The sequence below is a fragment of the Nocardioides bruguierae genome (assembly GCF_023554635.1).
Lineage (GTDB): Bacteria > Actinomycetota > Actinomycetes > Propionibacteriales > Nocardioidaceae > Nocardioides > Nocardioides bruguierae.
Window position 1 is genome coordinate 145,225 of sequence record NZ_JAMJPH010000012.1, and the last position, 26,074, is coordinate 171,298.

24 protein-coding genes are annotated in these 26,074 nt (G+C 74.5%); 15 read left to right on the forward strand and 9 right to left on the reverse strand.

Annotation, left to right across the window (positions count from 1 at the left end; translation table 11 throughout):
- Positions 1 to 2: 2 nt before the first annotated feature.
- The 3 genes from hypB to M8316_RS08300 are packed head-to-tail and all read right to left on the reverse strand — an operon-like array spanning position 3 to position 2,287.
- Complete coding sequence (gene hypB / locus M8316_RS08290) at positions 3 to 842, reverse strand: hydrogenase nickel incorporation protein HypB (RefSeq protein WP_250053640.1); 840 nt, start codon at positions 840 to 842, stop codon at positions 3 to 5.
- 1 nt (position 843) lies between these two features.
- Positions 844 to 1,224: a hydrogenase maturation nickel metallochaperone HypA gene (locus M8316_RS08295; RefSeq protein WP_250053641.1), complete on the reverse strand. Its 381-nt coding sequence runs from the start codon at positions 1,222 to 1,224 to the stop codon at positions 844 to 846.
- The gene (locus M8316_RS08300) at positions 1,217 to 2,287 is read right to left on the reverse strand and encodes an AraC family transcriptional regulator (protein ID WP_250053643.1); all 1,071 of its coding nucleotides are present in this window, start codon (positions 2,285 to 2,287) and stop codon (positions 1,217 to 1,219) included. Before M8316_RS08300 ends, M8316_RS08295 begins: the two co-directional genes overlap by 8 nt.
- Positions 2,288 to 2,490: 203 nt before the next feature.
- Here M8316_RS08300 and M8316_RS08305 point away from each other — a divergent pair, with 203 nt between their 5' ends.
- The 13 genes from M8316_RS08305 to M8316_RS08365 all read left to right on the forward strand — a co-directional run bounded on the left by M8316_RS08305 (position 2,491) and on the right by M8316_RS08365 (position 17,848).
- Complete coding sequence (locus M8316_RS08305) at positions 2,491 to 3,006, forward strand: DUF1641 domain-containing protein (protein ID WP_250053645.1); 516 nt, start codon at positions 2,491 to 2,493, stop codon at positions 3,004 to 3,006.
- A gap of 33 nt (positions 3,007 to 3,039) precedes the next feature.
- Positions 3,040 to 4,011 carry an NADH-quinone oxidoreductase subunit B family protein gene (locus M8316_RS08310; protein WP_250053647.1) on the forward strand — a complete coding sequence of 324 codons (972 nt, stop codon included), beginning with the start codon at positions 3,040 to 3,042 and terminating at the stop codon, positions 4,009 to 4,011.
- A gap of 31 nt (positions 4,012 to 4,042) precedes the next feature.
- A complete protein-coding gene (locus M8316_RS08315) occupies positions 4,043 to 5,671 on the forward strand; it encodes a nickel-dependent hydrogenase large subunit (RefSeq protein WP_250053649.1) in 1,629 nt (542 codons plus the stop codon).
- A 192-nt stretch (positions 5,672 to 5,863) separates the two neighbouring features.
- A complete protein-coding gene (locus M8316_RS08320; RefSeq protein WP_308195980.1) occupies positions 5,864 to 6,700 on the forward strand; it encodes a hydrogenase maturation protease in 837 nt (278 codons plus the stop codon).
- On the forward strand, positions 6,669 to 6,935 hold the full coding sequence (locus M8316_RS08325; protein ID WP_250053652.1) for a hypothetical protein: 267 nt from the start codon (positions 6,669 to 6,671) through the stop codon (positions 6,933 to 6,935). The genes M8316_RS08320 and M8316_RS08325 overlap by 32 nt, the downstream gene beginning before the upstream one ends.
- Positions 6,936 to 6,971: 36 nt before the next feature.
- Positions 6,972 to 8,447 (forward strand): hypothetical protein, encoded by a 1,476-nt coding sequence (locus M8316_RS08330; RefSeq protein WP_250053654.1) that lies wholly within the window; start codon positions 6,972 to 6,974, stop codon positions 8,445 to 8,447.
- A complete protein-coding gene (locus tag M8316_RS08335) occupies positions 8,444 to 9,406 on the forward strand; it encodes a NifU family protein (protein ID WP_250053656.1) in 963 nt (320 codons plus the stop codon). Before M8316_RS08330 ends, M8316_RS08335 begins: the two co-directional genes overlap by 4 nt.
- Positions 9,403 to 10,626 carry an NHL repeat-containing protein gene (locus M8316_RS08340; RefSeq protein ID WP_250053658.1) on the forward strand — a complete coding sequence of 408 codons (1,224 nt, stop codon included), beginning with the start codon at positions 9,403 to 9,405 and terminating at the stop codon, positions 10,624 to 10,626. The genes M8316_RS08335 and M8316_RS08340 overlap by 4 nt, the downstream gene beginning before the upstream one ends.
- Positions 10,623 to 13,037 (forward strand): carbamoyltransferase HypF, encoded by a 2,415-nt coding sequence (gene hypF / locus M8316_RS08345; RefSeq protein ID WP_250053661.1) that lies wholly within the window; start codon positions 10,623 to 10,625, stop codon positions 13,035 to 13,037. Before M8316_RS08340 ends, hypF begins: the two co-directional genes overlap by 4 nt.
- Positions 13,038 to 13,092: 55 nt before the next feature.
- Positions 13,093 to 13,416: a HypC/HybG/HupF family hydrogenase formation chaperone gene (locus M8316_RS08350; protein WP_250053662.1), complete on the forward strand. Its 324-nt coding sequence runs from the start codon at positions 13,093 to 13,095 to the stop codon at positions 13,414 to 13,416.
- Entirely contained in the window at positions 13,413 to 14,513 is a 1,101-nt protein-coding gene (gene hypD, locus M8316_RS08355; protein ID WP_250053664.1) for a hydrogenase formation protein HypD, read from the forward strand. Before M8316_RS08350 ends, hypD begins: the two co-directional genes overlap by 4 nt.
- Before the next feature lie 25 nt (positions 14,514 to 14,538).
- The gene (hypE, locus tag M8316_RS08360; RefSeq protein WP_250053666.1) at positions 14,539 to 15,597 is read left to right on the forward strand and encodes a hydrogenase expression/formation protein HypE; all 1,059 of its coding nucleotides are present in this window, start codon (positions 14,539 to 14,541) and stop codon (positions 15,595 to 15,597) included.
- Between the two features lie 268 nt (positions 15,598 to 15,865).
- Positions 15,866 to 17,848, forward strand: coding sequence for a phosphoenolpyruvate carboxykinase (GTP) (locus tag M8316_RS08365; protein WP_250053668.1), 1,983 nt, complete (start codon positions 15,866 to 15,868; stop codon positions 17,846 to 17,848).
- Positions 17,849 to 17,878: 30 nt separating this feature from the next.
- Here M8316_RS08365 and M8316_RS21050 read toward each other — a convergent pair whose 3' ends face one another.
- On the reverse strand, positions 17,879 to 19,294 hold the full coding sequence (locus M8316_RS21050; protein ID WP_250053670.1) for a cytochrome P450: 1,416 nt from the start codon (positions 19,292 to 19,294) through the stop codon (positions 17,879 to 17,881).
- A gap of 442 nt (positions 19,295 to 19,736) precedes the next feature.
- Here M8316_RS21050 and M8316_RS08375 point away from each other — a divergent pair, with 442 nt between their 5' ends.
- Positions 19,737 to 20,036 (forward strand): hypothetical protein, encoded by a 300-nt coding sequence (locus tag M8316_RS08375; RefSeq protein WP_250053672.1) that lies wholly within the window; start codon positions 19,737 to 19,739, stop codon positions 20,034 to 20,036.
- A 46-nt stretch (positions 20,037 to 20,082) separates the two neighbouring features.
- Here M8316_RS08375 and M8316_RS08380 read toward each other — a convergent pair whose 3' ends face one another.
- On the reverse strand, positions 20,083 to 22,164 hold the full coding sequence (locus tag M8316_RS08380) for an MMPL family transporter (RefSeq protein WP_250053674.1): 2,082 nt from the start codon (positions 22,162 to 22,164) through the stop codon (positions 20,083 to 20,085).
- Positions 22,165 to 22,285: 121 nt separating this feature from the next.
- Between M8316_RS08380 and M8316_RS08385 the strand changes: the two genes are divergently transcribed.
- Positions 22,286 to 22,753, forward strand: a complete 468-nt coding sequence (locus tag M8316_RS08385; protein ID WP_250053675.1) for a MarR family transcriptional regulator — start codon at positions 22,286 to 22,288, stop codon at positions 22,751 to 22,753.
- Positions 22,754 to 22,767: 14 nt separating this feature from the next.
- On the opposite strand, the gene M8316_RS08390 is transcribed toward M8316_RS08385, so the two are convergent.
- The 4 genes from M8316_RS08390 to M8316_RS08405 are packed head-to-tail and all read right to left on the reverse strand — an operon-like array spanning position 22,768 to position 26,064.
- A complete protein-coding gene (locus M8316_RS08390) occupies positions 22,768 to 23,283 on the reverse strand; it encodes a GtrA family protein (protein WP_250053676.1) in 516 nt (171 codons plus the stop codon).
- The gene (locus M8316_RS08395; RefSeq protein ID WP_250053677.1) at positions 23,280 to 23,957 is read right to left on the reverse strand and encodes a class F sortase; all 678 of its coding nucleotides are present in this window, start codon (positions 23,955 to 23,957) and stop codon (positions 23,280 to 23,282) included. Before M8316_RS08395 ends, M8316_RS08390 begins: the two co-directional genes overlap by 4 nt.
- The gene (locus M8316_RS08400; RefSeq protein WP_250053678.1) at positions 23,954 to 25,081 is read right to left on the reverse strand and encodes a family 8 glycosyl hydrolase; all 1,128 of its coding nucleotides are present in this window, start codon (positions 25,079 to 25,081) and stop codon (positions 23,954 to 23,956) included. The genes M8316_RS08395 and M8316_RS08400 overlap by 4 nt, the downstream gene beginning before the upstream one ends.
- Positions 25,078 to 26,064 carry a DUF4397 domain-containing protein gene (locus M8316_RS08405; RefSeq protein ID WP_250053679.1) on the reverse strand — a complete coding sequence of 329 codons (987 nt, stop codon included), beginning with the start codon at positions 26,062 to 26,064 and terminating at the stop codon, positions 25,078 to 25,080. Before M8316_RS08405 ends, M8316_RS08400 begins: the two co-directional genes overlap by 4 nt.
- Positions 26,065 to 26,074: the final 10 nt, after the last annotated feature.

Consider the following 26,074-nt stretch of genomic DNA (forward strand, 5'->3'; position numbering starts at 1 on the left):
GCTCAGACCCCCAGCTGGTCGGGGACGCCGGCGGGGGCGGCGGCCGTGGCCAGCCAGTCGTACCAGGACTCCAGCCCCTGGCCCGTGCGCGCGGAGACCTCGATGACCCGGGCGCCGGGATTCACCCTGCGCAGGTTCTCGGCGAAGAGCGCGGGGTCGGCGTCCAGGTGGGGCACCAGGTCGACCTTGTTGAGCAGCACCAGCTCGCAGGAGCGGAACATCACCGGGTACTTCAGCGGCTTCTCCTCGCCCTCGGTCAGCGAGTAGACCATCACCGAGCGGTGCGCCCCGACGTCGAACTCCGCCGGGCACACGAGGTTGCCGACGTTCTCGATCATCAGCAGGTCGAGGGTGTCGAGGTCGAGCCGGTCCAGCGCGCGGCGGACCATCGGCGCGTCCAGGTGGCACTCGCCGCCGAAGCCGTCGCCGGTGTTGAGCAGGGAGATCTGGGCGCCGTACCCGGTCAGCCGGTCGGCGTCGATCGAGGTCTCGATGTCGCCCTCGACCACGCCCGCCCGCACGCCGGCCGCCTGCAGGTGCGCCAGCGTCCTCTCCAGGATCGAGGTCTTGCCGGCGCCCGGCGAGGACATCAGGTTCACCACGGTCACGCCCGCCGCGTCGAACGCCTCGCGGTTGGACGCGGCGGCCAGGTCGTTCTCGCCGAAGATCCGCTCCAGCACCTCGATGCGCTCGGTGCCGGTCTCGTAGGCCGAGTGGTCGCCGTGGTCGCCGTGGTCCCTCGGCTCGTGCGCGGGGGCGTGCTCGTCCTCGGGGTGGTCGTGGTCGTGGCTGTGCTCGTGATCGTGGACGGTCCCGTCGTCGTGACGGTGGAAACGGCCCATCTCAAGCCTCCTGCTCGGTCGGGGTGGGATCGGGGTCGGGTGTGGGCGGCGCGAGGTCCAGGCTGGTCACCAGGAGCTCCTCGCCGGTGCGCACGACGATGTCGCCGGAGCCGCAGGCGGCGCAGGTGAGCACGAGGACGTGGGCGACCGTGGTGGTCTCGCCGCAGGCGCGGCAGTCCAGGACGACGGGCACGGACTCGACCTCGAGGCGGGAGCCGGCCAGCGGACCGCCGTCCGAGACGAGGCCCCAGCAGTAGACCAGGGTCTCGGGCACCACCTGGCGCAGCTGCCCGACGCGCAGGTGGACGGTCGCCACCGCGCGTCCGCCCCGGGCGTTCTCGACGATGCCGGCGATCGACCGGCACAGCGAGAGCTCATGCACGGGCGGCCTCCTTGAGGGTCGTGGACGGCGCCTCCCCGAAGCGCTCGCGGTAGAGACCCGCGAACGACCCGAGGTGGGAGAAGCCCCAGCGCGAGGCGGCGCCGGTGACGGTCAGCCCGTCCCCGGGCACCGACTCCATGAGCGTGCGGCGCACCGCGTCGAGGCGGCGGTCGCGGATGTAGGCCACGGGCGTGGTGCCGAGGTCCTCCTTGAAGCCGGCCTGGATCGAGCGGGTGCTCATCTGCGCGTACTCGGCGAGGTCTTCGAGCCGGATCTGCTCGGCGAGGTGACGCTCGATGTACTCCACGGCGCGGCGCACGGCCCGTCGTCCGCTCGTGCCCGGGCTGCGCAGCAGGGCCGAGTAGTTGGAGTGGTGCACGTAGAGCAGGGAGGAGATCAGCAGCTCCTCCAGCGCACCGGCGCCCACGCCCTGGCGCACCAGCGAGGCGGGGCTGAGCACCTCGGTGAACACCATCGACAGGGCGCCGGTCCAGCGGCCGGCGGCGTCGGAGGTGAGGTCGCCGACGGGGTCGAAGACGACCGGCTCGGGCAGCCGGCGCCCGAGCATCCGGGAGAGCTGGCGCTCCACGGCGGGCCGCTCGATCCGCACGATCGTCTGCGGGGAGTCCACGGCCATGGTCAGCCGGTAGCGGGTGCCGGGGGAGACCACGAGGGCGTGGAACGGGGAGAGCTCCTGCTCCTCGCCGTCCACCTCCACCCGCGCGCTGCCGGAGGAGGTCATGTGGACGGTGACGCAGTCGGGGCTGACGGGCACCCCGATCTCGGCGGGCACCGCCAGGTCGAGGTGGGCGAGGGTGAGGTCCAGCAGCGTCACCGCGTTGAGCCGGCAGCGGAACCGGTCGCGCCACTGCGGCTGCGGCAGCACCTGGGCGGGGCCGAGCAGCCGGGAGACGGCCACGTCGGCGGCGGCCAGGTCGACGGTGTCGACCAGCGGGTGGTCGGCCAGCGCGTTGGGCACCCCGCGCGAGCGCCGGCGAGGACGCACGGGCTCGCGCGTGCGGGTGGAGTCGATGAGGCGCACCCGCCCGAGAAGGTCGTCCACGGCGCACCCCCAGCGGTCGGTGGGAGCCACCCCCCTGTGGCCCCGGCCACCCGATGATGACCCCGTTTGCGCGTAGAGACCAGGAATTTGCGCGATGACGACAGTGGCTGCGCCGATCCGATAGTGAGGTGCCGCACATCGACCTACCTTCGTCCTCACCCGCACCGGGCTACCGGCACCGACATCGGACGTGGAGGACACGCATGACCGTCACGGAACCGCGCACCGACGGGCCCGCCGCGCTGCTGGCCGCCCGCCTGGACGACCCGCAGGTCGCCGCGAACCTCGCCCTGCTGCTCGAGCACGCCGACCTCGTCGCCGTCCTGCTCGAGGGGCTCGACGGGTTCCTCTCCCGCTCGGAGAGCATCGGCGCGTCCGTCATGGAGGCCGTCGCCGACGCCCGGACGACGGTGGGCGAGAACGAGCTGCTGGGCGAGCTGAGCGTCGACGTGCCGAAGGTGGCCGGCGCCGCCGTGCGCCTCATCAACGCCGACCTGCTCACGCCCGAGGCCGTCGACCAGGTCTCGGTGCTGGCCCGCGGCCTCGTCCAGGGCGGCGAGGACTACAAGGCGTCCCCCGTCGAGGTGGGCGGGCCTCTGACGCTGCTGAAGCTGCTCAAGGACCCCGACGTCAACCGCGCCATCAGCTACTTCGCCACCGTCGCCAGGGCGATCGGCCGCGAGGTGGCCAAGGCGCCCACCTCCGCACCCCGCGCCTGAGCGCGACGACCCGGACCCACTAGGAGAGAAGCAGTGAGCTCAGTCCTCTGGCTGCAGGCCGGTGCCTGCTCGGGCAACACCATGTCGTTCCTCAACGCCGAGGAGCCCAGCGTCGTCGACCTCATCGTCGACTTCGGCCTGGAGCTGCTCTGGCACCCCTCGCTCGGCATGGAGCTGGGCGAGAACGCGACCAGGATCTTCCGCGACTGCGCCACGGGCGAGCGGGACCTCGACATCTTCGTGCTCGAGGGCTCGATCATCCGCGGCCCCGACGGCTCCGGCACCATGGACGAGTTCGCCGGCCGCCCGATGATCGAGTGGGCCCGCGAGCTCGCCGAGGCCGCGAGCATCGTCGTCGCCATCGGTGACTGCGCCTGCTGGGGCGGCATCCCGGCGATGTCGCCGAACCCGAGCGACTCCACGGGCCTGCAGTTCCACAAGCGCGAGCGCGGCGGCTTCCTCGGGCCCGAGTGGCGCTCGAAGTCCGGCCTGCCGGTCATCAACATCCCCGGCTGCCCCGCGCACCCCGACTGGATCACCCAGATCCTGGTGGCGCTCGCGACGGGCCGCGCCGGCGACATCGCGCTGGACGACCTGCACCGCCCGCAGACGTTCTTCAAGACGTTCACCCAGACCGGCTGCACCCGTGTGCAGTTCTTCGAGTACAAGCAGTCGACGTTCAGCTTCGGCGAGGGCACCCGCACCGGCTGCCTCTTCTACGAGTTCGGCTGCCGCGGCCCGATGACCCACAGCCCGTGCAACCGCATCCTGTGGAACCGGCAGTCCTCGAAGACCCGCGCCGGCATGCCCTGCCTGGGCTGCACCGAGCCGGAGTTCCCGTTCTTCGACCTCGCGCCCGGCACCGTGTTCAAGACCCAGAAGGTCAGCGGCACGATCCCCCGCGAGGTCCCGGAGGGCTCCGACCACCTCACCTACATGGCGCACGCCGCCGCCGCCCGCATCGCCGCCCCGGCGTGGTCGAAGGAGGACATGTTCGTCGTCTGACGGACATGTCGGGAAAGGACACCTCAGCACCATGACTGCCATCGACTCCTCCGCGGACGCCGTGGACCTGTTCGTCTCCCCGATGGGTCGCGTCGAGGGCGACCTCGACGTGCGCGTGACCATCGAGGACGGCGTGGTCACCTCCGCGTGGACCGAGGCCGCGATGTTCCGCGGCTTCGAGATGATCCTGCGCGGCAAGGACCCGCAGGCCGGCCTCGTCGTCACCCCGCGCATCTGCGGCATCTGCGGCGGCTCGCACCTGTACAAGGCGTGCTACGCGCTCGACACGGCATGGCGGACGCACGTGCCGCAGAACGCCACCCTCGTCCGCAACATCGCCCAGGCCTGCGAGACCCTCCAGTCGATCCCGCGGTACTTCTACGCGCTGTTCGCCATCGACCTGGTGAACAAGAACTACGCCGGCAGCCCGCTCTACGACGAGGCCGTGCGGCGGTTCGCCCCCTACGTGGGCACCAGCTACCAGAAGGGCGTCGTGCTCTCCGGCAAGCCGGTGGAGGTCTACGCGATCTTCGGCGGGCAGTGGCCGCACTCGTCCTTCATGGTCCCCGGCGGCGTCATGAGCGCCCCGAACCTGGCCGACGTCACCCGTGCCACGGCGATCCTGCACCACTGGAAGGACAACTGGCTGGAGAAGGAGTGGCTGGGCTGCTCCCTCGAGCGGTGGATGGAGATCAAGACCTGGGAGGACATGCAGGCCTGGGTCAACGAGAACGAGAGCCAGTACAACTCCGACTGCGGGTTCTTCATCCGCTACGCCCTCGAGATCGGCCTCGACAAGTACGGCGCCGGCTGCGGCAGCTTCATCGCGCCGGGCACCTACCTGGAGCCCTCGCTGTACGAGAACCCGACCGTCGAGGGCCGTCAGTCGGCGCTCGTCGGACGCGGCGGGGTCTACGCGCAGGGCCGCCACTACGAGTACGACCAGATGAACGTCACCGAGGACGTCACGCACTCCTACTACAAGGGCAACCGCCCGCTGCACCCGTGGGAGGGCGAGACCGACCCGCTGGACCCGGTGAAGTCCCGCGAGCAGGGCAAGTACACCTGGTCCAAGGCGCCCCGCTACGAGGTGCCCGACCTGGGCCGGATGCCGCTGGAGGCCGGTCCGCTGGCCCGCCGCGTCGCGGCCGGCGCGCCCGACCCGGCCGGCCACCAGGACTCCGACCCGCTGTTCATCGACATGCTCGAGAAGCTCGGCCCGTCGGTCTTCGTACGCCAGATGGCCCGCATGCACGAGGCGCCCAAGTACTTCACCTGGGTCATGGACTGGCTCTCCCGCATCGACCTCCAGGGCTCCTTCCACACCAAGCCGGCGGAGCTGGAGAACGGCAAGGGGTGGGGTGCCACCGAGGCGGCCCGCGGTGCGCTGCAGGACTGGATCGTCATCGAGGACGGCAAGATCGCCAACTACCAGGTGATCACGCCGACGGCGTGGAACATCGGCCCCCGCGACAGCGAGGGCACGCTCGGGCCGATCGAGCAGGCGCTGGTCGGCACGCCGGTCAAGGACATGGAGGACCCGGTGGAGCTCGGCCACGTGGCACGGTCGTTCGACTCCTGCCTGGTCTGCACGGTCCACGCCTACGACGGGAAGACGGGCCGTGAGCTCAACAACTTCGTCATCAACGGGATGGTCTGACACGTCCCCCCCCGACGCCGGTCGGTCCGGGGGGTCCGATCGGCCCGGCGGGGGGGGGGGGGGCCCCCCCCCCCCGGGGGGGGGGGGGGGGGGCCCGCGCGCCCCCCCCCCCCCCCCCCCCCCCCCCCCCCCCCCCGCCGGGGGGCGGGGCGCCCCCACGGCCTCGCACCCGAGCCCTGCGACCTGCTGGTCATCGGCTGCGGCAACATCCTGCGCGGGGACGACGCCTTCGGGCCGGTGCTGATCCGCACGCTGCACCAGCGCGGGTTCCCCGCCGGCGTCCGCCTGGTCGACGGCGGCACCTCCGGCATGGACGTCGCCTTCGGCATGCGCGGCGCCGCCAAGGTCGTGCTCGTCGACGCCTGCGCCACGGGCAGGCCGCCGGGCACGCTCTACCGGATGCCCGCCTCCGAGCTGGGCGAGGTGCCGCCGCTCGCGGGCCTGCACAGCCACAACTTCCGGTGGGACCACGCGCTCTCGCTCTCGGCCTGGCTGCTCGGCCCGCTGGCGCCCACCGACGTCGAGGTCATCCTCTGCGAGGCGGGGTCGCTCCAGCCGGGGCAGCCGCTCAGCGCGGAGGTCCAGGCGCAGGTGGACGTGGTCGCCGACCTGCTCGAGCGCGAGCTGTACCCGGCCCCGCCGGTGCCCGGGCACGTGACGCTCACCGACGCGGGGTCCCTGCACCTGACGGCGTCGCAGGCCGAGCGCTGGTTCCCGAGCGGGCTGCTGGTGGCGCGGGTGGACGAGGCAGGCGAGGAGCCCGTCCTCGAGCTGGTGCCGCTCGCGGGCGCGGGCCACGGCGGACTCGTGCTCAAGCAGCGGAACCTGGCCGGCGACCGGTCCGTGCTGCTCTCCGAGGTGCTCGGGTTCGGGGCGGGCGCGACCGTGGCGGTGCCGGGCGACCTCGGCGCACACTGGGACGACGACCGGGGCGTCCTGCGCGTGGACCTGCGGACCCGCCACGCGGGCCCCGACCCCGGCGACGGAGGGAGCGACCGTGCCCGAGGTGTCGACCGAGGTGGTGGCTGAGCACGGCCAGTGGGCGGTGTACCTGCTGGTGCTGGGCCCCGACGGCGTCGATCGCCGCCGGCTCGCCGGCTACCGCAGCGCCTCGCTGGCCCGCACCGCCGCCCGCGTGGTGGAGCGCTCGGCCAACCGCCGGCGTGTGCCGGTGGAGGAGCCCGACGGCACGAGGGATGCAGGTTCGGTGAAGGACGAGGGCAAGGCCGACCCGGAGGACCCGGATCGGGACGAGACTGGCTGAGCGCCCGGCGCGGGTGCCGGACGAGGGGGAGCAACGATGACGACGACGCAGGAGCACGTGGCCGCGACCGGCCGCGCCGCCGCCCGGCCGCCCCGCGGCCTCGGGGTCTTCGCGCTCCCGCAGGGGCTGCTCCTGCTCGGCGAGGACGAGGCGGCGCTGGAGGTCCGCGCCGGCCTGGCCGGCGGGCACCTGCCGGCCGTCTGGCCGCGCAGCCTGGCGCCGGTCGCGGCCGCGCACGCCGGCGACGCCGCGTCCGCCCTGGCCGCCTGGGCGCACGCCGAGGGCGACCCCCTGGTGACCTACAACCGCTGGCTGCTCGACCCCGCCACCGCCGACGTCGCCGACGTGCGCGCGGCGCTGCCCGAGGGCCTGCGACCGCTGGTCGACGTCGTGGCCTGGAGCCTGGACCTGCCGGGCGCCGACGTGCCCGCCGAGCCCACGCCGGCCCAGGTCACCGCCGAGCCGGAGGTCGGCGCGCTCGTGCTGGCCGCGCGGGCGAGCGCCGCCCTGGAGCAGCAGGCCCCGGACGTGGCGGCAGCCCTGCTCGGGTACGCGGCGCAGGCCGCGCAGGCGGCCGGCCCCGCCCTGGCGGCGATGCTGCGGGGCAACACCGCCTCCCTGCTGCGCACCACCGGCGCGGACACCGCGACCGTGGCCACGGTGCTCCAGCGGGCCGCGGACGGGCTGGCGGGCACCGACCTCGGCGAGACGCGCGCGGGCCTGCTGCACGAGCTGGGCCTGCTGCTGCACGAGGAGGCCGCGGCGGCGACGGACCCCACGACCCAGGGCGACCTCGTCCGCCGGGCGATGGCCCACTACTACGACGCGCTCGGGCTGGTCTCGGAGGAGACGGCCCCGCTGGTGTGGGCGGCCGTGCAGCTCGACCTCGCCGCGGCCCACCTCGCCATCCCCATGACGCGGGCCAGCGACCAGCTGCGCCTCGGCGTCGCGGCTCAGTCGCTGCGGGCGTGCCGCCGCGTGTTCACCCCGCAGGCCCACCCCGGCCCCTGGTCGACCGCCACGCTGAACCTGGCCAACGCGCTCGTCTACACGCCCTCGACCCACCGGGCCGAGAACCTCGTCGAGGCGATCGGGCTCTACCAGGAGGTCGTCGAGTCAGGCACCCGTGACTCGGACGCGGTGGGGCGGGCGCGGCTGCTGACCAACCTCGGCAACGCGCTGGCCCACGCCGGGGTCCTTGACGAGGCGCGCTCCGTGCTCGCCGAGGCCCGCTACCTGTTCGAGACCGAGCTCGACCACGACGGCGCGCTGACGGTCCGCGGGCTCCAGGACGAGATCCACCGGCTCGCCGTGACCGACCCCGACGCGGGGCTCGACGACCTCGCCCGCCAGGCCGAGGCGATGAGCCGCATGGGCGTGCCCGACGCGTCCACCTCCGGCATGGGCGTCTCGATCAACCTGCCCGCCGGCGACTCCGTGCCTCCGCCGCGCCGCGTCACGAGGGTCGACGCGAGCGAGCGCCCGACCGACGGGCCGGGGGCCGGCCGATGAGCGCCCCGCTCGGTGACCTGTCCCTCGACGAGCTGGCGGGCCGGTTGGACGAGGCCACGACCCGCGTGGCGGACGCCGGCGCCGCCGACGTCCTGGACGAGGCGCTGGCCGCCCACACCGAGCTGCACAGGCGTGGCGTCGTGGCCATGGTGCGGGCGCTCAAGGAGGACCCGCGCGGCAAGGAGCTGCTCTTCGGCCTCGTCGACGTGCCCGAGGTGCGGATGCTGCTGACGGTGCTCGGCGTCATCCGGCCCGACCCGACGACCGCCGCCACCGCTGCCCTGGAGCAGGTGCGCCCCACGCTCGCCTCCCACGGCGGGGACGCCTCGCTGGACCGGGTGGAGGACGGCGTCGCCTGGATCCGCCTCGAGGGCGCCTGCAACGGCTGCTCGATGGCGTCGGTGACGCTGCGCGAGACCGTGGAGGCCGCGCTGCTGGCCGGCGTCCCGGGGCTCACGGGCGTCGAGGTGGTCGCGAACGAGCCCGCCCCGACGGTCATCCCGCTCTCCTCGATCGGGCTGCGTCCGCGCGACGAGGCGGACGACGCCGACGCAGCCGCCCTGGCCGCGTCGCTGGAGCAGGCCGGCTGGACCGACACCGGCGCCGACGACCTCGGTGCGGGCGACCTGCGGACCGCCACCGCGGTCGACGCCTCCGGCTCCACCGACGTGGTCGTCGTGCGGACCCGGCTGGGCGTGCAGGCCTACGTCGACCGCTGCGCCCACCAGGGCCTCAGCCTGGCCAACGCGCTGGTCGACGCCGAGTCCGGCACGCTCACCTGCGCCTGGCACGGCTTCTGCTTCGACGCCGACTCCGGCGAGTGCACCTCGATGCCCGGCGCCCAGCTGGAGCCGCTGCCGGTGCGCGCCGAGGCCGGGCGGATCTGGGTGCGCGGCGCGCACGCTGCCGTCGGGGCGAGCGCGGCCGGCTCCGTAGCTGGGTCGGGGGCAGGCTCGTGAAGGTCCAGGTGATGGCGACCGGCTCGCTCCACGCCGGTCACCAGCCGGGGCTGGGGGTCACCGGCGAGGCGCCGTCCACCTACGACGGGTGGGCGCCGCGCGTCGTCCTGGGTGCCGACTCGCCCGGTGGCCTCGCGCTGCCGCCGGCCAGCCCGACGGCCGCCTGGCTGTACGGCCCGCGCGCGGTGTGGACCGACGGCGCGATGGTCGTCGCCGCCGACACCGGTAACCACCGCGTGCTGATCTGGCACACGCTGCCCACCGCCGACGGCACGCCCGCCGACGTCGTGCTCGGCCAGCCCGACGAGACGAGCGAGGGCCCGGCCGCCGGCGGTGCGGGCGCGGCCCACGGGATGTACCTGCCCACCGGCGTCCTCGTGCACGAGGGACGCCTCGTCGTCGCCGACGCCTGGCACCACCGGCTGCTCGTGTGGGACGCGGTGCCCACCGCGACCGCCACGCCGCCCGACCACGTCATCGGCCAGGCGTCCTTCGACGAGGTCGAGCCGAACGCCGGCCGCGAGGCCGACGCCGGCACCTTCTACTGGCCCTTCGGCATCGCGGTGGTCGACGGACGCTTCCACGTCGCCGACACCGGCAACCGCCGGGTGCTGATCTGGCGCGACGGGCTGCCGCTGGACGGGCGCCCCGCCGACGTCGTGCTCGGCCAGCCCGACGAGCACGCGCGGGAGGAGAACCGCGGCGGCGAGGTCGGCCCCGCGTCCTTCCGCTGGCCGCACGCCCTCGCCGGCACGGGCACCGGGGGCCTCCTGGTCGCGGACGCGGGCAACCACCGCGTCCTTCGCTGGGACGCCCACCCGGAGGCCGACGCCCCCGCCGACGCGGCCCTCGGCCAGCCCGACCTCGTCTCGGGCACCGAGTTCCCCTACGTCTCCCAGGCGGGGCGGATGCGGTTCCCGTACGGGCTGGCCACCGTCACGGGGGACTCGCCCGGCACGGCAGTGGCCGACACCGCGAACAACCGCGTCCTGCTCTTCGCCGGCACCGACGCGGTCGGCGACGCCCTGCCCACCGCGGTGCTCGGCCAGCGCACCCACGCCGCCAACGGCGAGAATCGGTGGGAGATGGTCGCGGCCGACACGTTCTGCTGGCCCTACGGGCTGCACTGGCACCGCCCGGAGCCCGGCACCGACCGCCCCGAGCTGGTCGCCGTCGCCGACTCCGGCAACAACCGCGTGGTGATCTGGGCCCGTCCGTGAGCCTCGCCGCCTGCACCCCGACGCCCCTTGCCGAGCCTGCTGACCTGCAGGGTCGGCGGCTGGTCGTGCGCGGGGTCGTGCAGGGGGTCGGGTTCCGGCCGCACGTCGCCCGGCTGGCCGCCCTCCTCGGCGTGCGCGGGTCGGTGTGGAACGACGCCACGTCCGTGGTGGTCGAGGCGTGGGGCGCGCCGTCCGCCCTCGACGCCTTCGGGTCACGGCTCGTGGACGAGGCGCCGCCGCTGGCGTCGGTGTCGACCCTGGAGTCGGAGCCGCTGGAAGGGGACGCCCCCGCGGGCTTCCGCATCGTCGTCTCGACCGACGGCGCCGGTGCCCGCACCGAGGTCCCGCCGGACACCGCGCCCTGCGCCGCGTGTCTCGCCGAGCTGGACGACCCGACCGACCGTCGCTACCGGCACCCCTTCATCACCTGCACGCACTGCGGCCCGCGGCTCTCGATCATCACCGACCTGCCCTACGACCGCCCCGCCACGACGATGGCCGGGTTCGCGATGTGCGAGGCCTGCCGGGCCGAGTACGCCGACCCGACCGACCGGCGCTTCCACGCCCAACCGATCGCCTGCCACGACTGCGGCCCGACCCTGCGGCTGCACGACCGCTCGGGCGCCGTCGTCGCGGTCGGCACCGAGGCCGTGCTCGCCGCCGCGGCCGCCGCCCTGCGCGGCGGGCTGGTCGTCGCGATCAAGGGCGTCGGCGGGTACCACCTGGCCTGCGACGCCACCTCCGCCCCGGCGGTCGCCGCCCTGCGCGAGCGCAAGCACCGCCCCGACCAGCCGTTCGCGGTGCTGACCCGCGACCTCGACGTCGCCGCCACGGTGGTCGAGGTCGGCGGTGCCGCCGACCTGCTCGCGAGCCCGCAGCGTCCGATCGTGCTGCTGCCGGCGGTCGCCGCGTCGCCGCTGGTCGACGGGGTAGCGCCCGGGCTGGACGAGGTCGGCGTGCTGCTGCCCTACGCCCCGCTGCACCACCTGCTGCTCGCGCCAGCCCCCGACGGCACTCCCGGCGCCCCGCCCCTGCTGGTCATGACCTCGGGCAACGTCTCCGGCGAGCCGCTCTGCGTCGACGACGAGGACGCGCTGGCCCGGCTCGGCGGCCCCGAGGGCCCGGCCGACCTGGTGCTGGCCCACGACCGGCCCATCGCGGTGCCGGTGGAGGACTCAGTGATCGCGTGGTCCGGCGTGGGTGGCCCCGCGGGTGGCGCCGTGCCCGTCCGCCGCTCCCGCGGCTGGGCCCCGCAGGCCCTGCCGCTGCCCGGCGCTCGGACCGAGGACGTCGTGCTCGCGGCCGGGGCGGAGACCAAGAACACCGTCACCCTGGTGCGCGACGGCCGCGCGTACGTCTCCGGCCACGTCGGCGACCTCGCCTCGCTCGCCGCACGCGAGCACCACCAGCAGGTCACCGACGCGCTGCTGCGCTTCCACCGCGCCGAGCCCGACCTGCTCGTCGCCGACCTGCACCCCGGCTACGCCTCCCGGGCCTGGGCGCAGCGGTTCGCCGGCGACCTCGGCGTGCCCGTCCACGACCTCCAGCACCACCACGCGCACCTGGCCTCGGTCGCCGCCGAGCACGGACGCCTCGACGAGCCCGTGCTCGGCCTCGTCCTGGACGGCACCGGGTACGGCTGCGACGGGTCCGTGTGGGGCGGCGAGGTGCTGCTCCTGGGTGACGGCGGCACCCGCGCCGAGCGGCTCGCCGCCCTCGGCACCGTGCGGCTGCCCGGTGGCGACGCCGGCGTCCGCCACCCCGTCCGCACCGCGGCGCTCGCCCTGCTCGACGCCGGGGTCGACCTCGACGGCACGCCCGTCGCCGCTGTGCTGAGCCCCGCCGAGCGCACGTTCCTGGAGCGCGCCCACGCCTCGGGCCAGGGGTTCGTGGAGACGTCCTCGACCGGACGCCTCTTCGACGTCGTCGCCTCCCTCCTCGACGTGCGGCACCGCACCACCTACGACGCGCAGGCCGCCATCGAGCTGGAGTCGACCGCCCGTCGCTGGCACGGCCCCGCGCCCGCCCCGGCTCCGTTCCCCCTGGTCCAGCGCCGAGTCGGCAGCAACGTTCACCGCCTGGACGTCGGCGGGGCGCTGCGCGACCTCGCCACCCGGCAGCGGGCGGGGGAGGACCCGGCCGCCCTGGCGCTCGCCCTCCACACCGGCCTCGCCGCGGCGCTGGTCGACCTGGCCGCCGACCTCGTGGCCGAGCACGACGCCACGTGCGTCGGGCTCTCGGGCGGCGTCTGGGTCAACCGGCTGCTGCTCGGCGCCGTCACCACGGGCCTGGGCGCCCACGGCATCGAGGTGCTGACCCACCGGGTCGTGCCCTGCACCGACGGCGGGCTCAGCCTCGGGCAGGCCGCGGTCGGTGCCGCCGTCCTGGCGCGAACGCCGGCCCCCACCTGAACCGGCCCACCTGAACCCACCACCCACCCAGCACCACCCACGTGAGGAGAGCACCATGTGCCTGGCCGTCCCCGGTCGCGTCCTGGAGGTCTACGAGGAGAGCGGCACCACCATGGCCGCCGTCGACTTCGGCGGCGCCCGCAAGAAGGTCTGCCTCGCGTACCTGCCCGACATCACCGTCGGCGAGTACGTGATCGTGCACGTGGGCTTCGCGATCCAGCGGCTGGACGAGAAGTCCGCGCTGGAGACGCTGGAGACGTTCGAGAAGCTGGGCATCCTCGAGGAGGAGTTCGGCGACGGGTTCGAGCTGGCCGCCCAGGAGGCGGGCATGCCCAACCCGGCCGCGGCCGACCCCACGCAGCCGGGGGTGGCGTCGTGAAGTACCTGGACGAGTTCTCCGACCCGGACCTGGCCAAGAAGCTGCTCGAGCGCATCCACGCGATCACCACGCGGCCGTGGTCGATCATGGAGACCTGCGGCGGCCAGACGCACTCGATCATCCGGCACGGCATCGACCAGCTGCTCCCCGAGGGCGTGGAGATGATCCACGGCCCCGGCTGCCCGGTCTGCGTCACGCCGCTGGAGACCATCGACCGCGCGCTGGCGATCGCGGAACGCCCGGACGTCATCTTCTGCTCGTTCGGCGACATGCTGCGCGTGCCCGGCTCCGACCGCGACCTGTTCACGATCAAGAGCCGCGGGGGCGACGTCCGCGTCGTCTACTCGCCGATGGACGCCGTGCAGCTGGCGGTGGAGAACCCCGACAAGCAGGTCGTGTTCTTCGGCATCGGCTTCGAGACGACCGCCCCGGCCAACGCGATGACGGTGCACCAGGCCCGCCGCCTGGGCCTGACGAACTTCTCCCTGCTGGTCAGCCACGTGCTCGTGCCGCCGGCGATCTCGGCGATCATGGAGTCGCCGACCTGCCGCGTGCAGGGCTTCCTGGCTGCCGGGCACGTCTGCTCGGTCATGGGCACGGGCGAGTACCCGCCGCTGGCGGAGAAGTACCGCGTCCCCATCGTCGTCACCGGCTTCGAGCCGCTCGACATCCTCGAGGGCATCCGCAAGACGATCCTCCAGCTCGAGCAGGGCCGGCACGAGGTGGAGAACGCCTACGAGCGCGCCGTCCCCGCCGCCGGCAACCCGGCCGCGCAGGCGATGCTCGAGGACGTCTTCACCGTCACCGACCGCACCTGGCGCGGCATCGGCCGCATCCCCGGGTCCGGCTGGATGCTGGCCGAGAAGTACGCCGAGTTCGACGCCGAGAAGCGGTTCTCGGTCACCGACATCGTCACCGACGAGTCCCCGCTGTGCCGCTCGGGCGAGGTGCTCCAGGGCATGGTCAAGCCGCACGAGTGCCCCGCCTTCGGCAAGGAGTGCACCCCGCGCAACCCGCTCGGCGCCACGATGGTCTCCTCCGAGGGGGCCTGCGCCGCGTACTTCGCCTACCGACGCCTCGAGCTGACCGCGCGCTGACGCGCCACACAGGAGGGATGACGAGATGAGCAACGACCTCGACTTCGAGGCGTGGACCTGCCCGACCCCGCTGCGCGACACCCCGCAGGTCGTGATGGGCCACGGCGGTGGCGGGGCGATGAGCGCGGAGCTGGTGGAGAACCTGTTCCTGCCTGCCTTCGCCGCGGCCTCGCCCGGCGAGCTGGGCGACTCGGCGGTGCTGCCGCGCCCCGCCGGCCGGCTGGCGTTCTCCACGGACTCCTACGTGGTGAAGCCGATGTTCTTCCCCGGCGGCTGCATCGGGGACCTGGCGGTCAACGGCACGGTCAACGACCTGGCCATGTCGGGTGCGGTGCCGCTGTACCTCTCGACCGGGTTCATCGTGGCCGAGGGCACGGAGATGTCCGACCTCGGTCGCGTCGCGACGGCGATGGGCAAGGCGGCCGAGGCAGCCGGGGTCCAGCTGGTCACCGGGGACACCAAGGTCGTCGACCACGGCTCGGGCGACGGGGTCTACCTCAACACCGCCGGCATCGGGGTCGTGCCGGACGGCGTGGAGATCGGCCCCACCAGGGCGCGGCCGGGCGACGTCGTCCTGGTCTCCGGTGACATCGGCGTGCACGGCGTGGCCGTGATGAGCGTGCGCGAGGGGCTGGAGTTCGGCACCGGCGTGCGCTCGGACTCCGCGCCCCTGCACGGGCTGGTGGCCGACCTGCTCGCCAGCGGTGCCGACGTCCACGTGCTGCGCGACCCCACCCGCGGTGGCCTCTCGGCCTCGCTGTGCGAGATCGCGTCGGCCTCCGGCGTCGGGATCGACGTGGTGGAGCGCGACGTGCCCGTCCCCGCCGAGGTCAAGGACGCCTGCGGCCTGCTCGGCCTGGACCCCTGGCAGGTCGCCAACGAGGGCAAGCTCGTCGCGATCGTGCCGGCCGAGCACGCCGAGACCGCCCTGGCCGCCATGCGCGCCCACCCCTACGGCCTGGGCGCCACCGCCATCGGCACCGTCGTCGAGGAGCACCCGCGGATGGTCGTCGCCCGCACCGGCCTCGGCGGCACCCGTGTCATCGACCTGCCCATCGGGGAGCAGCTGCCCCGCATCTGCTGAGGCCCCGCCGGCTGAAAGGGGCGGGCGGACGAGGGGATACGACCCACCACATTCGTGGTTTTTGCCGACGCCGAACCACGAATGTGGTGGGTCGTATCCCGTCCGGCCCGCACCCACCCGTCCCGCCGAGGTGACCGCTCGTCCGCTCAACGGTCACGCTCGTCCGATGAGAGGACTGAAGTCCCTGCCCCGCCTTTACCTTCCTGGGGTTCGCTGGAGCCCAGGACGAGAGCGGCCCAGGACGAGGGGCCGAGGACGGGGCAGCACGATGAGCGTGGACATCTCCACCGAGACCAGCACCAGCCAGGACACGGGCCAGGACACCGCCGGCCACAGCAGGGCCCAGGACACGACCGGCCCCGTGAGCGTGGCCGCCGTCGACGAGGCGCTCGACGTCGGGCGGGTGACGAACCCCTACGTGCGCGCCTACGTGCAGTACTGGGCGACGATCACCGAGCCGGCCCGCGTCGAGGTGGTCTCCGCCCTCGACGACGCGCGACTGGTCGCCGAGGCGCTGGACGCCGGTGAGCTCCAGCCGGCCGGGCACGGCCTCTACTACTCGCGCAGCTACTCCAAGGACACCGCGCGCAGCGAGGAGCGCACGATCGTCGCCACCGACGACGAGACGGACGCCGGGGTCTACAACAACTGGCGGCGCGGCGACGAGATGGTCGCGGCGCAGATCCGCCGGATGGCCGGGCAGTCGGCCGGCCGCACGATGTACGTGGTGCCGTACCTGATGAGCCCGGAGGGCTCGCCGCTGGCGCAGTACGCCGCCGGCGTCCAGCTGACCGACAACCGCCCCGTCGTGCTGCACATGATCCGCATGGCGCGCGTGGGCATCGAGCACCTCGACGAGCTGCCCGACCCGATGGACTTCGTGAAGGCCGTCCACGTCACCGGCGACCTGCCGAACCTCGGCCAGGGCACCCCGGAGGACCAGCGGTACTTCGTCACCGTCGCCGACCGGCGCACGATCCTGCACTTCGGCTCCAGCTACGGCGGCAACGCCCTGCTCGGCAAGATCGCCCACGGCCTGCGCCAGGCTTGCTTCGACGGGCGGGCCAGCGCCGAGCACGGGGTCGGGGGCGGACGCGGCTTCCTGGCCGAGCAGTTCATGCTGCTCGGCATCACCGACACGGTCACCGGCAAGCGGTGGCACGTGGCCGGCGGCTTCCCGAGCGCGTCGGGCAAGACCAACCTCGCCATGACGCTGGCCCCCGACGCCCTGGGCGAGCGCTACCGCGTCGACTTCTACGGCGACGACATCGCCTGGCTGTGGGTCGGCGACGACGGCCGCCTCTACGCGATGAACCCGGAGTTCGGCGTCTTCGGCGTCGCCAAGGACACCAACGCCGCCACCAACCCCACCGCCCTGGAGGCGATCACCCCGGGCAGCGGCGCGATCTTCACCAACGTCGCCTACAACCCCACCACGCAGGAGGTCTGGTGGGAGGGGCGGACGCCGGAGCCGCCGACCGACGTGTCCGGCTGGCTGGACTGGAAGGGCGAGGCGATCGCGGACCGCGAGCCGGGCGACACCTCGCCCTGGGCCCACCCGAACAGCCGGTTCACCACCACGCTGGCGAACGTGCCCAACGTGGCGGCCGACTTCGAGGCGCCGGCGGGCGTGCCGGTCGACGCGATCATCTTCGGCGGCCGCACCCGCGACCGCGAGCCGTTGGTGCGGGCCGTCACCGACCTGGCCGAGGGGGTCTACGACGGGCTCACCCTCGGTGCCGAGGCGACGTTCGCCGCCGACGGCCTCGACGGCCAGCTGCGCTACGACCCGATGTCGATGCGCCCGTTCCTGGCCTACGGGGAGGGCGACTACGCCCGGCACTGGCTCGAGGTCGTCGGCGCGGCCACCGAGCAGCCGGTCTTCGCGCACGTCAACTGGTTCGCCAAGGATCCCGAGGACGGCCACTTCCGCTGGCCCGGCTACCGGGAGAACCTGCGGGCCCTGCTGTGGCTGCTCGCCCTCAAGGACGGCGAGGTGACCGGCCACCGGACGCCGGTCGGGATCGTGCCCACCGCCGAGGAGCTGGAGCTGACCGGCCTGGAGGTGCCGGAGGCGGACCTCGAGGCGCTGCTGAGCATCGACACCGAGCGGTGGCGCCAGGAGATGACCTTCCGCGCCGACCACCTCGCGCAGTTCGAGCGGCTGCCCGAGGAGATCTGGGCGGCGCACCGCCGGGTCGCGCAGGCGCTGGAGGACGCCGCCGAGACCGCGGCCGACCTGGAGGAGTAGAGCCGGAGCGACGGACCCCGAGGAGCCGGCCTACAGCCGCGCCGGCAGCGTCGCCCACCCGCGCAGGATGCGGGTCGGGCGGCGCCGTCGGTCGCTGCTCAGCACCAGGTCCGGGTGGGTCTCGAGCAGGGTGCGCAGCCCCACCTCGCCCTCCATCCGGGCCAGCGCCGCCCCCAGGCAGTAGTGGCGGCCGCCGGAGAAGGAGACGTGGTCGCGGGCGTTGGCGCTGGTGACGTCGAAGGTGTCGGGGTCGGTGAACACGGCGGGGTCCCGGTTGGCCCCGGCGAGGACGGCGGAGATCATCTCGCCCGCGCGCACCTGCTGCCCGGCGACCTCCGTGGCCGTCGCCGCCGCCCGTCCGGTGAGCAGCACCGGCGGGTCGAAGCGCAGCACCTCGTCCACGGCGTTGCCCCACAGGTCGGGGTCGGCGGCCAGGGCGGCGCGGGCGGCGGGGTGCCCGGTGAGCAGCACCAGCCCGTTGGAGAGCAGGTTGACCGTCGTCTCGAACCCGGCGGCGAGCACCAGGCCGGCGGTGGCCAGCAGCTCGTCCTGGCTCAGGCCCTCGCCGGTCTCCTCGTCGCGCGCGGCCACGAGCCTGCTCATCAGGTCGTCGCCCGGGTGCTCGCGCAGGTGCTCCAGGTGGCCGACCAGCCAGGTGCGGAAGTCGTCCAGCGCCACCTCGACCCGGCGCATCTGCGCCCAGCTCAGGCCCAGGTCGAGCGACGGTGCGGCGGCCTGCCCGAAGGCCAGCACCCGCTCCCGCTCCTCGGCGGGCACGCCGAGGATCTCGCAGATCACCGTGACCGGCAGCGGGGCGCAGTATGCCTCGACCAGGTCGACCTCGCCGCGCGCGTCGACGTGGCGCGGCAGGTCGGCGGCCAGCTGCGCGGCCACCTCCTGCGTGCGCGCCCGCAGCGCCTCGACGGCGCGGGCGCTGAACACCCGGGTCACCAGCCGGCGGTAGCGCGTGTGGTCGGCGCCGTCGGTGACCAGCAGTGACGGCGGCGTCAGCGGGCCCAGTCGATCCGGTTCGCCCGCCCAGGCCGCCAGCCGCGCCACCGGGCCGCGCTCGGGCTCCGGGAAGCCGCTGCGCAGGTCGGGGTGGGCCAGCACCTCGCGGACGACGGCGTGGTCGGCCGTCGTCCACGCGTACCGCGAGCGGTGCAGCGGCGCGCTCTCGCGGATGTCGCGGGCGATCTCGTAGGGCGCCTCCAGCGAGCCCGCGGTGCGGGTGACCATCAGGCCCTGGAGGTCGCCGTCGGCGGCCGCGCGACGCAGGACGGCGGCGGCCAGACCGTGCTGGGTGGCCCACCGGACCGTGCGGCGCAGCTCGGCGCGCGGCGAGGGCAGGGCGGCGAGGGCGGCCCGGGCGGCGCGCGGCCCCCGGGTCGCCCAGCTGAGCACGGGGGCGGTGGTCGGGGTGGTGCGCAGGGGGGAGAGGTGCACGGCTGCTCCTGTGGGGACGGCGTCGTCATCCTGCCTCGCGGGGTCGCGGACGTCACGCGTCCGGCTGCGACGGAGCCCCGAAGGGGGTGGTGGCACCACCCCGGCCCCGTCCGCCGGGGTCGTGGCACGGCCGGGCAGCGGGGTGGCAGGAGTGGTCCGGACCTGAGGTCCAGTCCGCGAGAGACCACCCACGGGACCCCCGCAGGTCGGGCCTGATCGTGACGAACGTGCAGGTGAGGGGCAGATCAGACTGCCCCGAGACCCGTGCCCCCCAGGGCGCATGACCCGATCGGGTCATGCGCCCGGCCGGGAGTGATCAGTCACGCTGGCCGAAGAGGGGACGTAAGTCCCTACCGGAGGGGTAAAGAATGGACAGCAGGAGATGCAGCCGCGTCTCGCCCTCCGCCCCGTCCGAGCCGGGGCCGACCACCGGAGCACGACCGTGACCGACCCCGACTCCCCCCAGCCCGTCCAGCACGACCTCGACGCGCCCCCGCCGGGTGCGCAGGCCGTCGCCCGCGACCCCGAGGCCGGCCTCCGCGTCACCTACACGTTCCTCATCGCCTCGATGGTCGTGCTCGGCCTCGGCCTGGTGATGGGCTCGGCCGCGCTGGGCGCCTCGGTGGTCATCACCGTGCTCGCCGGCATCGTCGTGCTCGCCGGGATGAGCAGCGCCCGCACCTGGACGATCATCGGCTCCTCGCTCCTGGCGCTCGCGATCTGCATCGTGATGATCAGCTGACCCTTCTCCAGCCACGCGGCCGCGGGCCCGCTGTCGTGCGTCCGTGTCAGTCGGCGAGGTGCCGGGGGCTCCCGGCCTGCTGCCTGCTGCGGTCCGGGCGGGCCGGCCACCAGAACCGCTCGCCCAGGGTGAGCACCAGCGAGGGCACGATCACCGTGCGCACCAGCAGCGTGTCGAGCAGCACGCCGATGCCGATCACGACGCCGAGCTGGGCGAGCACGACCAGCGGCAGGACGCCGAGCACGGCGAACACCGCCGCGAGCAGGATGCCGGCGCTGGTGATGACGCCGCCGGTGGCCGACAGGGCGCGGAGCACGCCCTCGCGGGTGCCGTGCCGCTCCGCCTCCTCGCGGGTGCGGGTGATGAGGAAGATGTTGTAGTCCACGCCCAGCGCCACCAGGAACAGGAAGGCGAACAGCGGCGTGGAGACGTCCAGCGCCGAGAAGCCCAGCACCTGCGTGAACAGCAGCCAGCCGAGGCCGAGCGCGCTGCCGTAGGTGGCCACCACGGTCGCGACCAGCAGCAGGGGTGCGACCAGGGAGCGCAGCAGCAGCACGAGCGCGACCAGGACGAGCAGCAGCACGAGCGGGAAGATCACCAGCCGGTCGCGCCCGGCCGCGGCCGCCTCGTCGATCCGCTCCGCGTCCGAGCCGCCCACGTAGGTGCCGTCGAGGCCGGCGTCCGCGAGGTCGGCGCGCAGGGTCTCCACCGCCGTCCCGGCGGCGTCGCTGCCCGGCTCGGCGTCCAGGACGGCGTCGACCTGGGTGACGCCGTCGCCGCTCGCGCTCGGTTGGGCCGAGCTGACCGCGGCGGAGGCCTGGACCGTCGCCAGCACGGTGTCGGCGTCGTCGGTGCTGACCACGGTGGCCGGCTCCGAGGAGCCGGAGGGGAAGGACTCCCCGAGCCGCTCGGCGGCGGTGATCGACTCGGGGGTGTCGAGGAACTGCTCGGCGGCCGAGAGGCCGGTGCGCAGGCCGAGCGCGGGGGAGGCGGCCAGCGCGATCACCACGACGCCGGCGGCCAGCACGACTCGCGGGCGGCGGGCCACGGCGCGGCCGACACGGCCCCAGACCTTGGCGGTCTCCTCCGAGGTGGGGGTGCCCACGTGCGGCACCTTCGGCCAGAACACCCAGCGCCCGAAGAGCACGAGCGCGGCCGGCAGCGCGACCATCACCATCACCGCGGCGACCACGACGCCGACGGCCGAGGCCAGGCCGAGCCCGCGGGTGGTCGGGGTGAGGGAGAGCAGCAGGCACAGCACGCCGACGACCACGGTCGAGGACGAGCCGAGCACGGCCTCGGCGGTGCGGTGCAGGGCGCGGGCCATCGCCCGGTGCCGGTTCTCCTCGCGCCGCAGCTCGTCGCGGTAGCGCGAGATGAGCAGCAGGGCGTAGTCGGTGCCCGCGCCGAACACGAGCACCGAGAGGATGCCGGTGGTCGACTCGTCCCACGCCAGGCCGGTGGCGGCCATCGCGTGGGTGGCGAGCACCGTGGCCAGCCGGTCGGCCAGGCCCACGACCACGAGCGGCACCACCCACAGCACGGGGCTGCGGTAGGTCAGCACGAGCAGGATCGCCACCACCGTCGCGGTCGTGGCCAGGAGGGTCACGTCGGCCCCGGAGAAGACCTCGGCGAGGTCGGCCTGGATGGCGGCGGGTCCGGTGACCGCCACCGAGACCCCGTCCGGCACGTCGGCGCGCAGGGCCTCGCGCAGCGCGGTGACCTGGTCGGCCACTGCCGTCGCCGAGCCGCCGGTCAGCGCCACGGGCAGGAACGCCGCCGTGCCGTCGTCCGAGGGGAGGGGGGAGCCCAGGGCGGCCTGCGCGTCGTCGGGGAGGTCGCCGAGCGAGGAGGCGAGCGCGGCGACCTGGTCGTCGGTGAGCTCGCCCTCGTCGGCGGTCCACAGCACGATCGCCGTCGCGCCGGTGTCGTCGGGCAGGGAGGCTGCCAGCGTGGCGGCCTCGGTCGAGCCGAAGCCCGCCGGGAGGGTGTCGGTCTCCGCGGAGGTCCGGGTCGCCGTGCCCAGCCCCACGATCAGGCCGGCGGCCACCAGCAGCGGCACCAGCGCGGCGACCCACGCCCACCCACGCCGGGTGGTCCAGGTCGCCCAGGAGGGTGTCTCGCCCATGTCACACTCACCTGCATCATTCAGTCCGTTGATTGCTAACCAGGTTAAGGAAACGATGGACGACGGCACGCCGGCCTCACCCGAACGGGGACCCGCGTCCTCCTCGGAGGGCCCGGAGGGCATGAGCAGCGCGGGCGCCTCGGGCTTCGTCGACCGCTGGCAGCAGACCGACGCGCTCCTCGCCCTCCGCGCGGCCGTGCGAGCGGCGGGGCGCGTGCGTCCGGCCGTGGCCCGCCGTGCCGGGCTCGGGGAGTCCGAGCTGATCGCGCTCGAGCGGCTCGTGGACGGCCCGGCCGGGCCGGCCGAGCTCGCCCGCCTGCTCGGCGTCTCCACCGCGGCCGCCACCGGCCTGGGCGACCGGCTCGAGGAGCACGGCCACGCCGAGCGTCGCCCCCACCCCAGCGACCGCCGCCGCGTGGAGCTGCACGTCACCGACTCCGGCCGCGAGGAGGTGCTCGGGCACCTGATGCCGATGTTCGCGGTGCTCGCCGAGCTCGACGCCGGCTTCAGCGACGACGAGCGCGCCGTGGTCGCCCGCTACCTCGACGGGGCACGGGCCGCCTTCGAGCGGATGGTGGAGCCGGACTGAGCCCGCCCAACGGGCTACCGGTCTCCGGGGAAGACCCACCGGTGGTAGGCGTAGAACCGGAACAGCGTGCCCAGCCCGACGCCGACGAGGTTGCCGCTGATGTTCTCCGCCAGCGGCGAGTCGAGGCCCAGCACGTAGGTGGAGAAGGCCAGGCAGCCCACGCCGAGCAGCAGCGAGACCCCGTTGACCAGCCCGAACATCAGGTAGGCGTGGTCGGTGCGGCGCTGCCGGCGCTCGGCGAACGTCCACGAGCGCGAGCCGACGAAGGCCACGGTGGTGGCGAGCAGCACCGCGATCGTCTTCGAGGTGACGGGCCCGAGCTCGAGGGCGTGGCGCAGCAGGTTGTAGCCGCCGGCGTCGACCACGAACGAGAGCGCGCCGACGGTGCCGAAGCGGGCGAGCAGCCGGTAGCCGCCCTGCAGGAACCGCGTGGGGTCGAGCCGCCGCGCCGTCGCGGCCGCGCGGGCGGGCCTGGGGCTCACGGTGCCCTCGCCCGGGGTGAGGGTCTCCTCGTCGGTCCTGGCGCTCATGCGCCCTCCTCCGCGGCCGTCGCGTAGACGACCAGGTTGTCCTGGTAGCCGCCGGCGTCACTGTCGTAGTCGCCGGAGCAGGTGATGAGTCGGAGCTCCTCGTCCGGGGTGGGCCCGTAGACCGCGCGGGTCGGGAAGGAGTCCTTCGGGGAGTCGGCGAGCCGGGTCACGACGAAGACGTGCCGCGTGCCGGCCGCGTCCGTGACCACGACCCGGTCACCCGGGGCGATCGCGGACAGGCCCGTGAACGCCGCCGGGCCGGTGGGCGAGTCCACGTGCCCGGCGATGACGGCCGGGCCGGTCTCGCCGGGTCGGGGGCCGCCCTCGTACCAGCCCGCCCGCTGCCAGCGCGGTGGCGCCTCGAGCACGCCGTCGTCGCGCAGGCCCAGACGGCCGACGGCGACGTCGATCCCGAGGGCGGGCACCTGGACCCGGACGGGCCGCCCCGCCGCGTCCTCCTGGCCCTGGACGCTCAGGTCGTCGGGCGCGCTGCTCGTCGAGCTGCTCGGGGTGCTCGTCGCGGTGCCCGCGTTGCCGCTGCCGCTGCTGCCGGCGTCGGTGCCGGCGGGTGTCCCGGAGGTCGAGCCGCACGCGACGAGCGCGAGCAGCAGCCCCGCGACGAGGACGGCGAGCGGTGCGCGAGCAGGACGACGACGGGCGGGCGCGCCCGTCACGAGCCGTCCCCGCCCAGCGGCGGGCAGCCGCCGAGGGCATCGGTGGTGAGCATCAACGGGCCGAGCGCCGCCCACGCTGCGCCGTAGTAGCTGGGCGAGGAGGCCTGCACGTCACGGGCCTGCTGGAGCCGGGCGTCGGCGGTGGCGGTGTCCCCGCGGACCGCGGCCCCGGCCGCCATGCTCACGGCCATGAGGCTGGAGAGGTCGCCGGTCTGCGGCTGGGCGTCCAGCGAGTAGGTGCCGTACGGCTCACCGGTGCCGAGGACACCGACCAGGGCGTCGGCAATCTCCCGGTCGGCGTCGCGGCACGACTCCGCGTTGCGGACGATGGTGCGCGCCGCGTCGTAGGAGAACACCGGCGCGGAGCCGTCCGGCGCCGAGGTGGGCCACGCGTTGCCGCTGTCGTCCACCTGGGCCCAGTCCGGCGTCAGCTGTCCGTCGACCGTGGCCGCGCGCACGGCCTGCGCGGAGCCCTCCTCCAGCTGGGTCCAGCGCGGGTCGTCGTCGACGGAGGCGAGCACCTGGGTGGCCGCGGGCGAGACGTAGGAGGGGTTGAACCAGTACGGGGCGGACGAGGTGGCCCACTGGCCCGCCACGAGCACCAGCCCTGCCGGGGTGCTGACGGTCTCGTGGTCCAGGATCGCCTGGCCGAGGCTCACCCCGGCCTGCGTGTAGCCGTCGTCGCCCCAGAGCCGGCCGGCCAGCACCAGGGCGCGGGCGGCGTCCAGGTCGGCGTCCGAGGCGGACGAGGGGTCGGCGACCGCACCGTCGGCCCAGCGCCAGGCGAGCAGCCCGTCGTCGGCCCGCACGAGGTGCTCCTGCGTCCAGGACCAGACGGCGTCGAAGGTGTCGCGGTCGTCGGTGCCGACCGCGACGAGCATCGCGTAGGCCTGGCCCTCGCTGACCGTGTCGCCGCCCTGGTCGTGGCGCACCACGCGGCCGTCGTCGTCGACGTAGTCGTCGAGGAACACCTCGGCCGCGGTGGGTGCGTCCGTGGCGGTGCTCGAGGCGGGCGCCGGGCCTGCGTCGTCGTCCCCCGCGGTCAGGACGAAGCCGGCCACCCCGACCACGAGGACGAGGCCGACGACCAGGATCGTCCAGGCGGGCGCGTTGAGGCGGCTCATCGTCGGGCGCCTCCCGGGTCGGGGGCCTGGCGGCCGCGGACGAGCGCCGGGGTGAGGGAGGCGGCGACGAGCGCGACCAGTGCGGCCAGGGCGGCCGTGCCCGCCACGGCGGCCGTGGAGGTGCCGGTGGTCGAGGCGTCCGCGGAGGTGTCGGCGGCGAGACCACCGCCGCCGGTGTCGACGCCGCCGGTGGGCATCGTGGAGGTGCCCTGGCTGTCGCGGACCGCCATGAGCTCCAGGCCGCCGTCGCCGTCGTCGAGGGCGAAGAGGGTGTAGACGCCGCCCGCGCGGACGGTCACCCGGCCGGACGCGGTGGCGTCACCGGAACGGGCGGAGAGGTCGATCGTCCACGCCTGGGCGGGGACCTCGGCGTACCCGGTGGCCCCGCCGGTGTTCACCGACCGCGCCAGCAGCGGGCCGTCGACGACCTGGGCGGTCACCGGCACCGTGGCACCGGAGACCAGCCGCACCTTGGCGTTGCCCGCCGAGGGGGGAGTGAGGTCGTCGTAGACGACCTGCACGCTCGCGTCGCCCTCGGCGCCGGTGGCCACGACGGTGGTGGCGGACTGCGCGCCCACCCGGATGCTGGAGCGGATCATCGGCTGGCTGTCCTCCCCGGAGCCGGTCGCCCGGAAGGCGACGGAGTAGGTGCCGGTCGGCACCTGCACGTAGTCGGTGACGTCACGGTACGAGACGTCCCTGAGCACCACCGGCTTCCCGCCCGAGAGCGGGGTGAGGGTGATGTCGGCGTCGGGCGTGCCCGGGGCGAGGTGCCCGGCGCGCACCCAGCCGGTGCGGTCGGCCGCCGCGGCGGGCGCGGCCAGTCCGGGCGCGAAGGCGACGAGGGCGACGGCCAGCGCCGTGACCAGCAGGTTCCGGACGCGACGGGACTGGCGGTGGGGCTCGTGGTGGGGCTGGTGGTGGGACGTGGAGAAGCGGTGCACGGGGATACCTCCGGGCAGGGTGCGGGTGGTGGGGATCACGGGGCGGGTC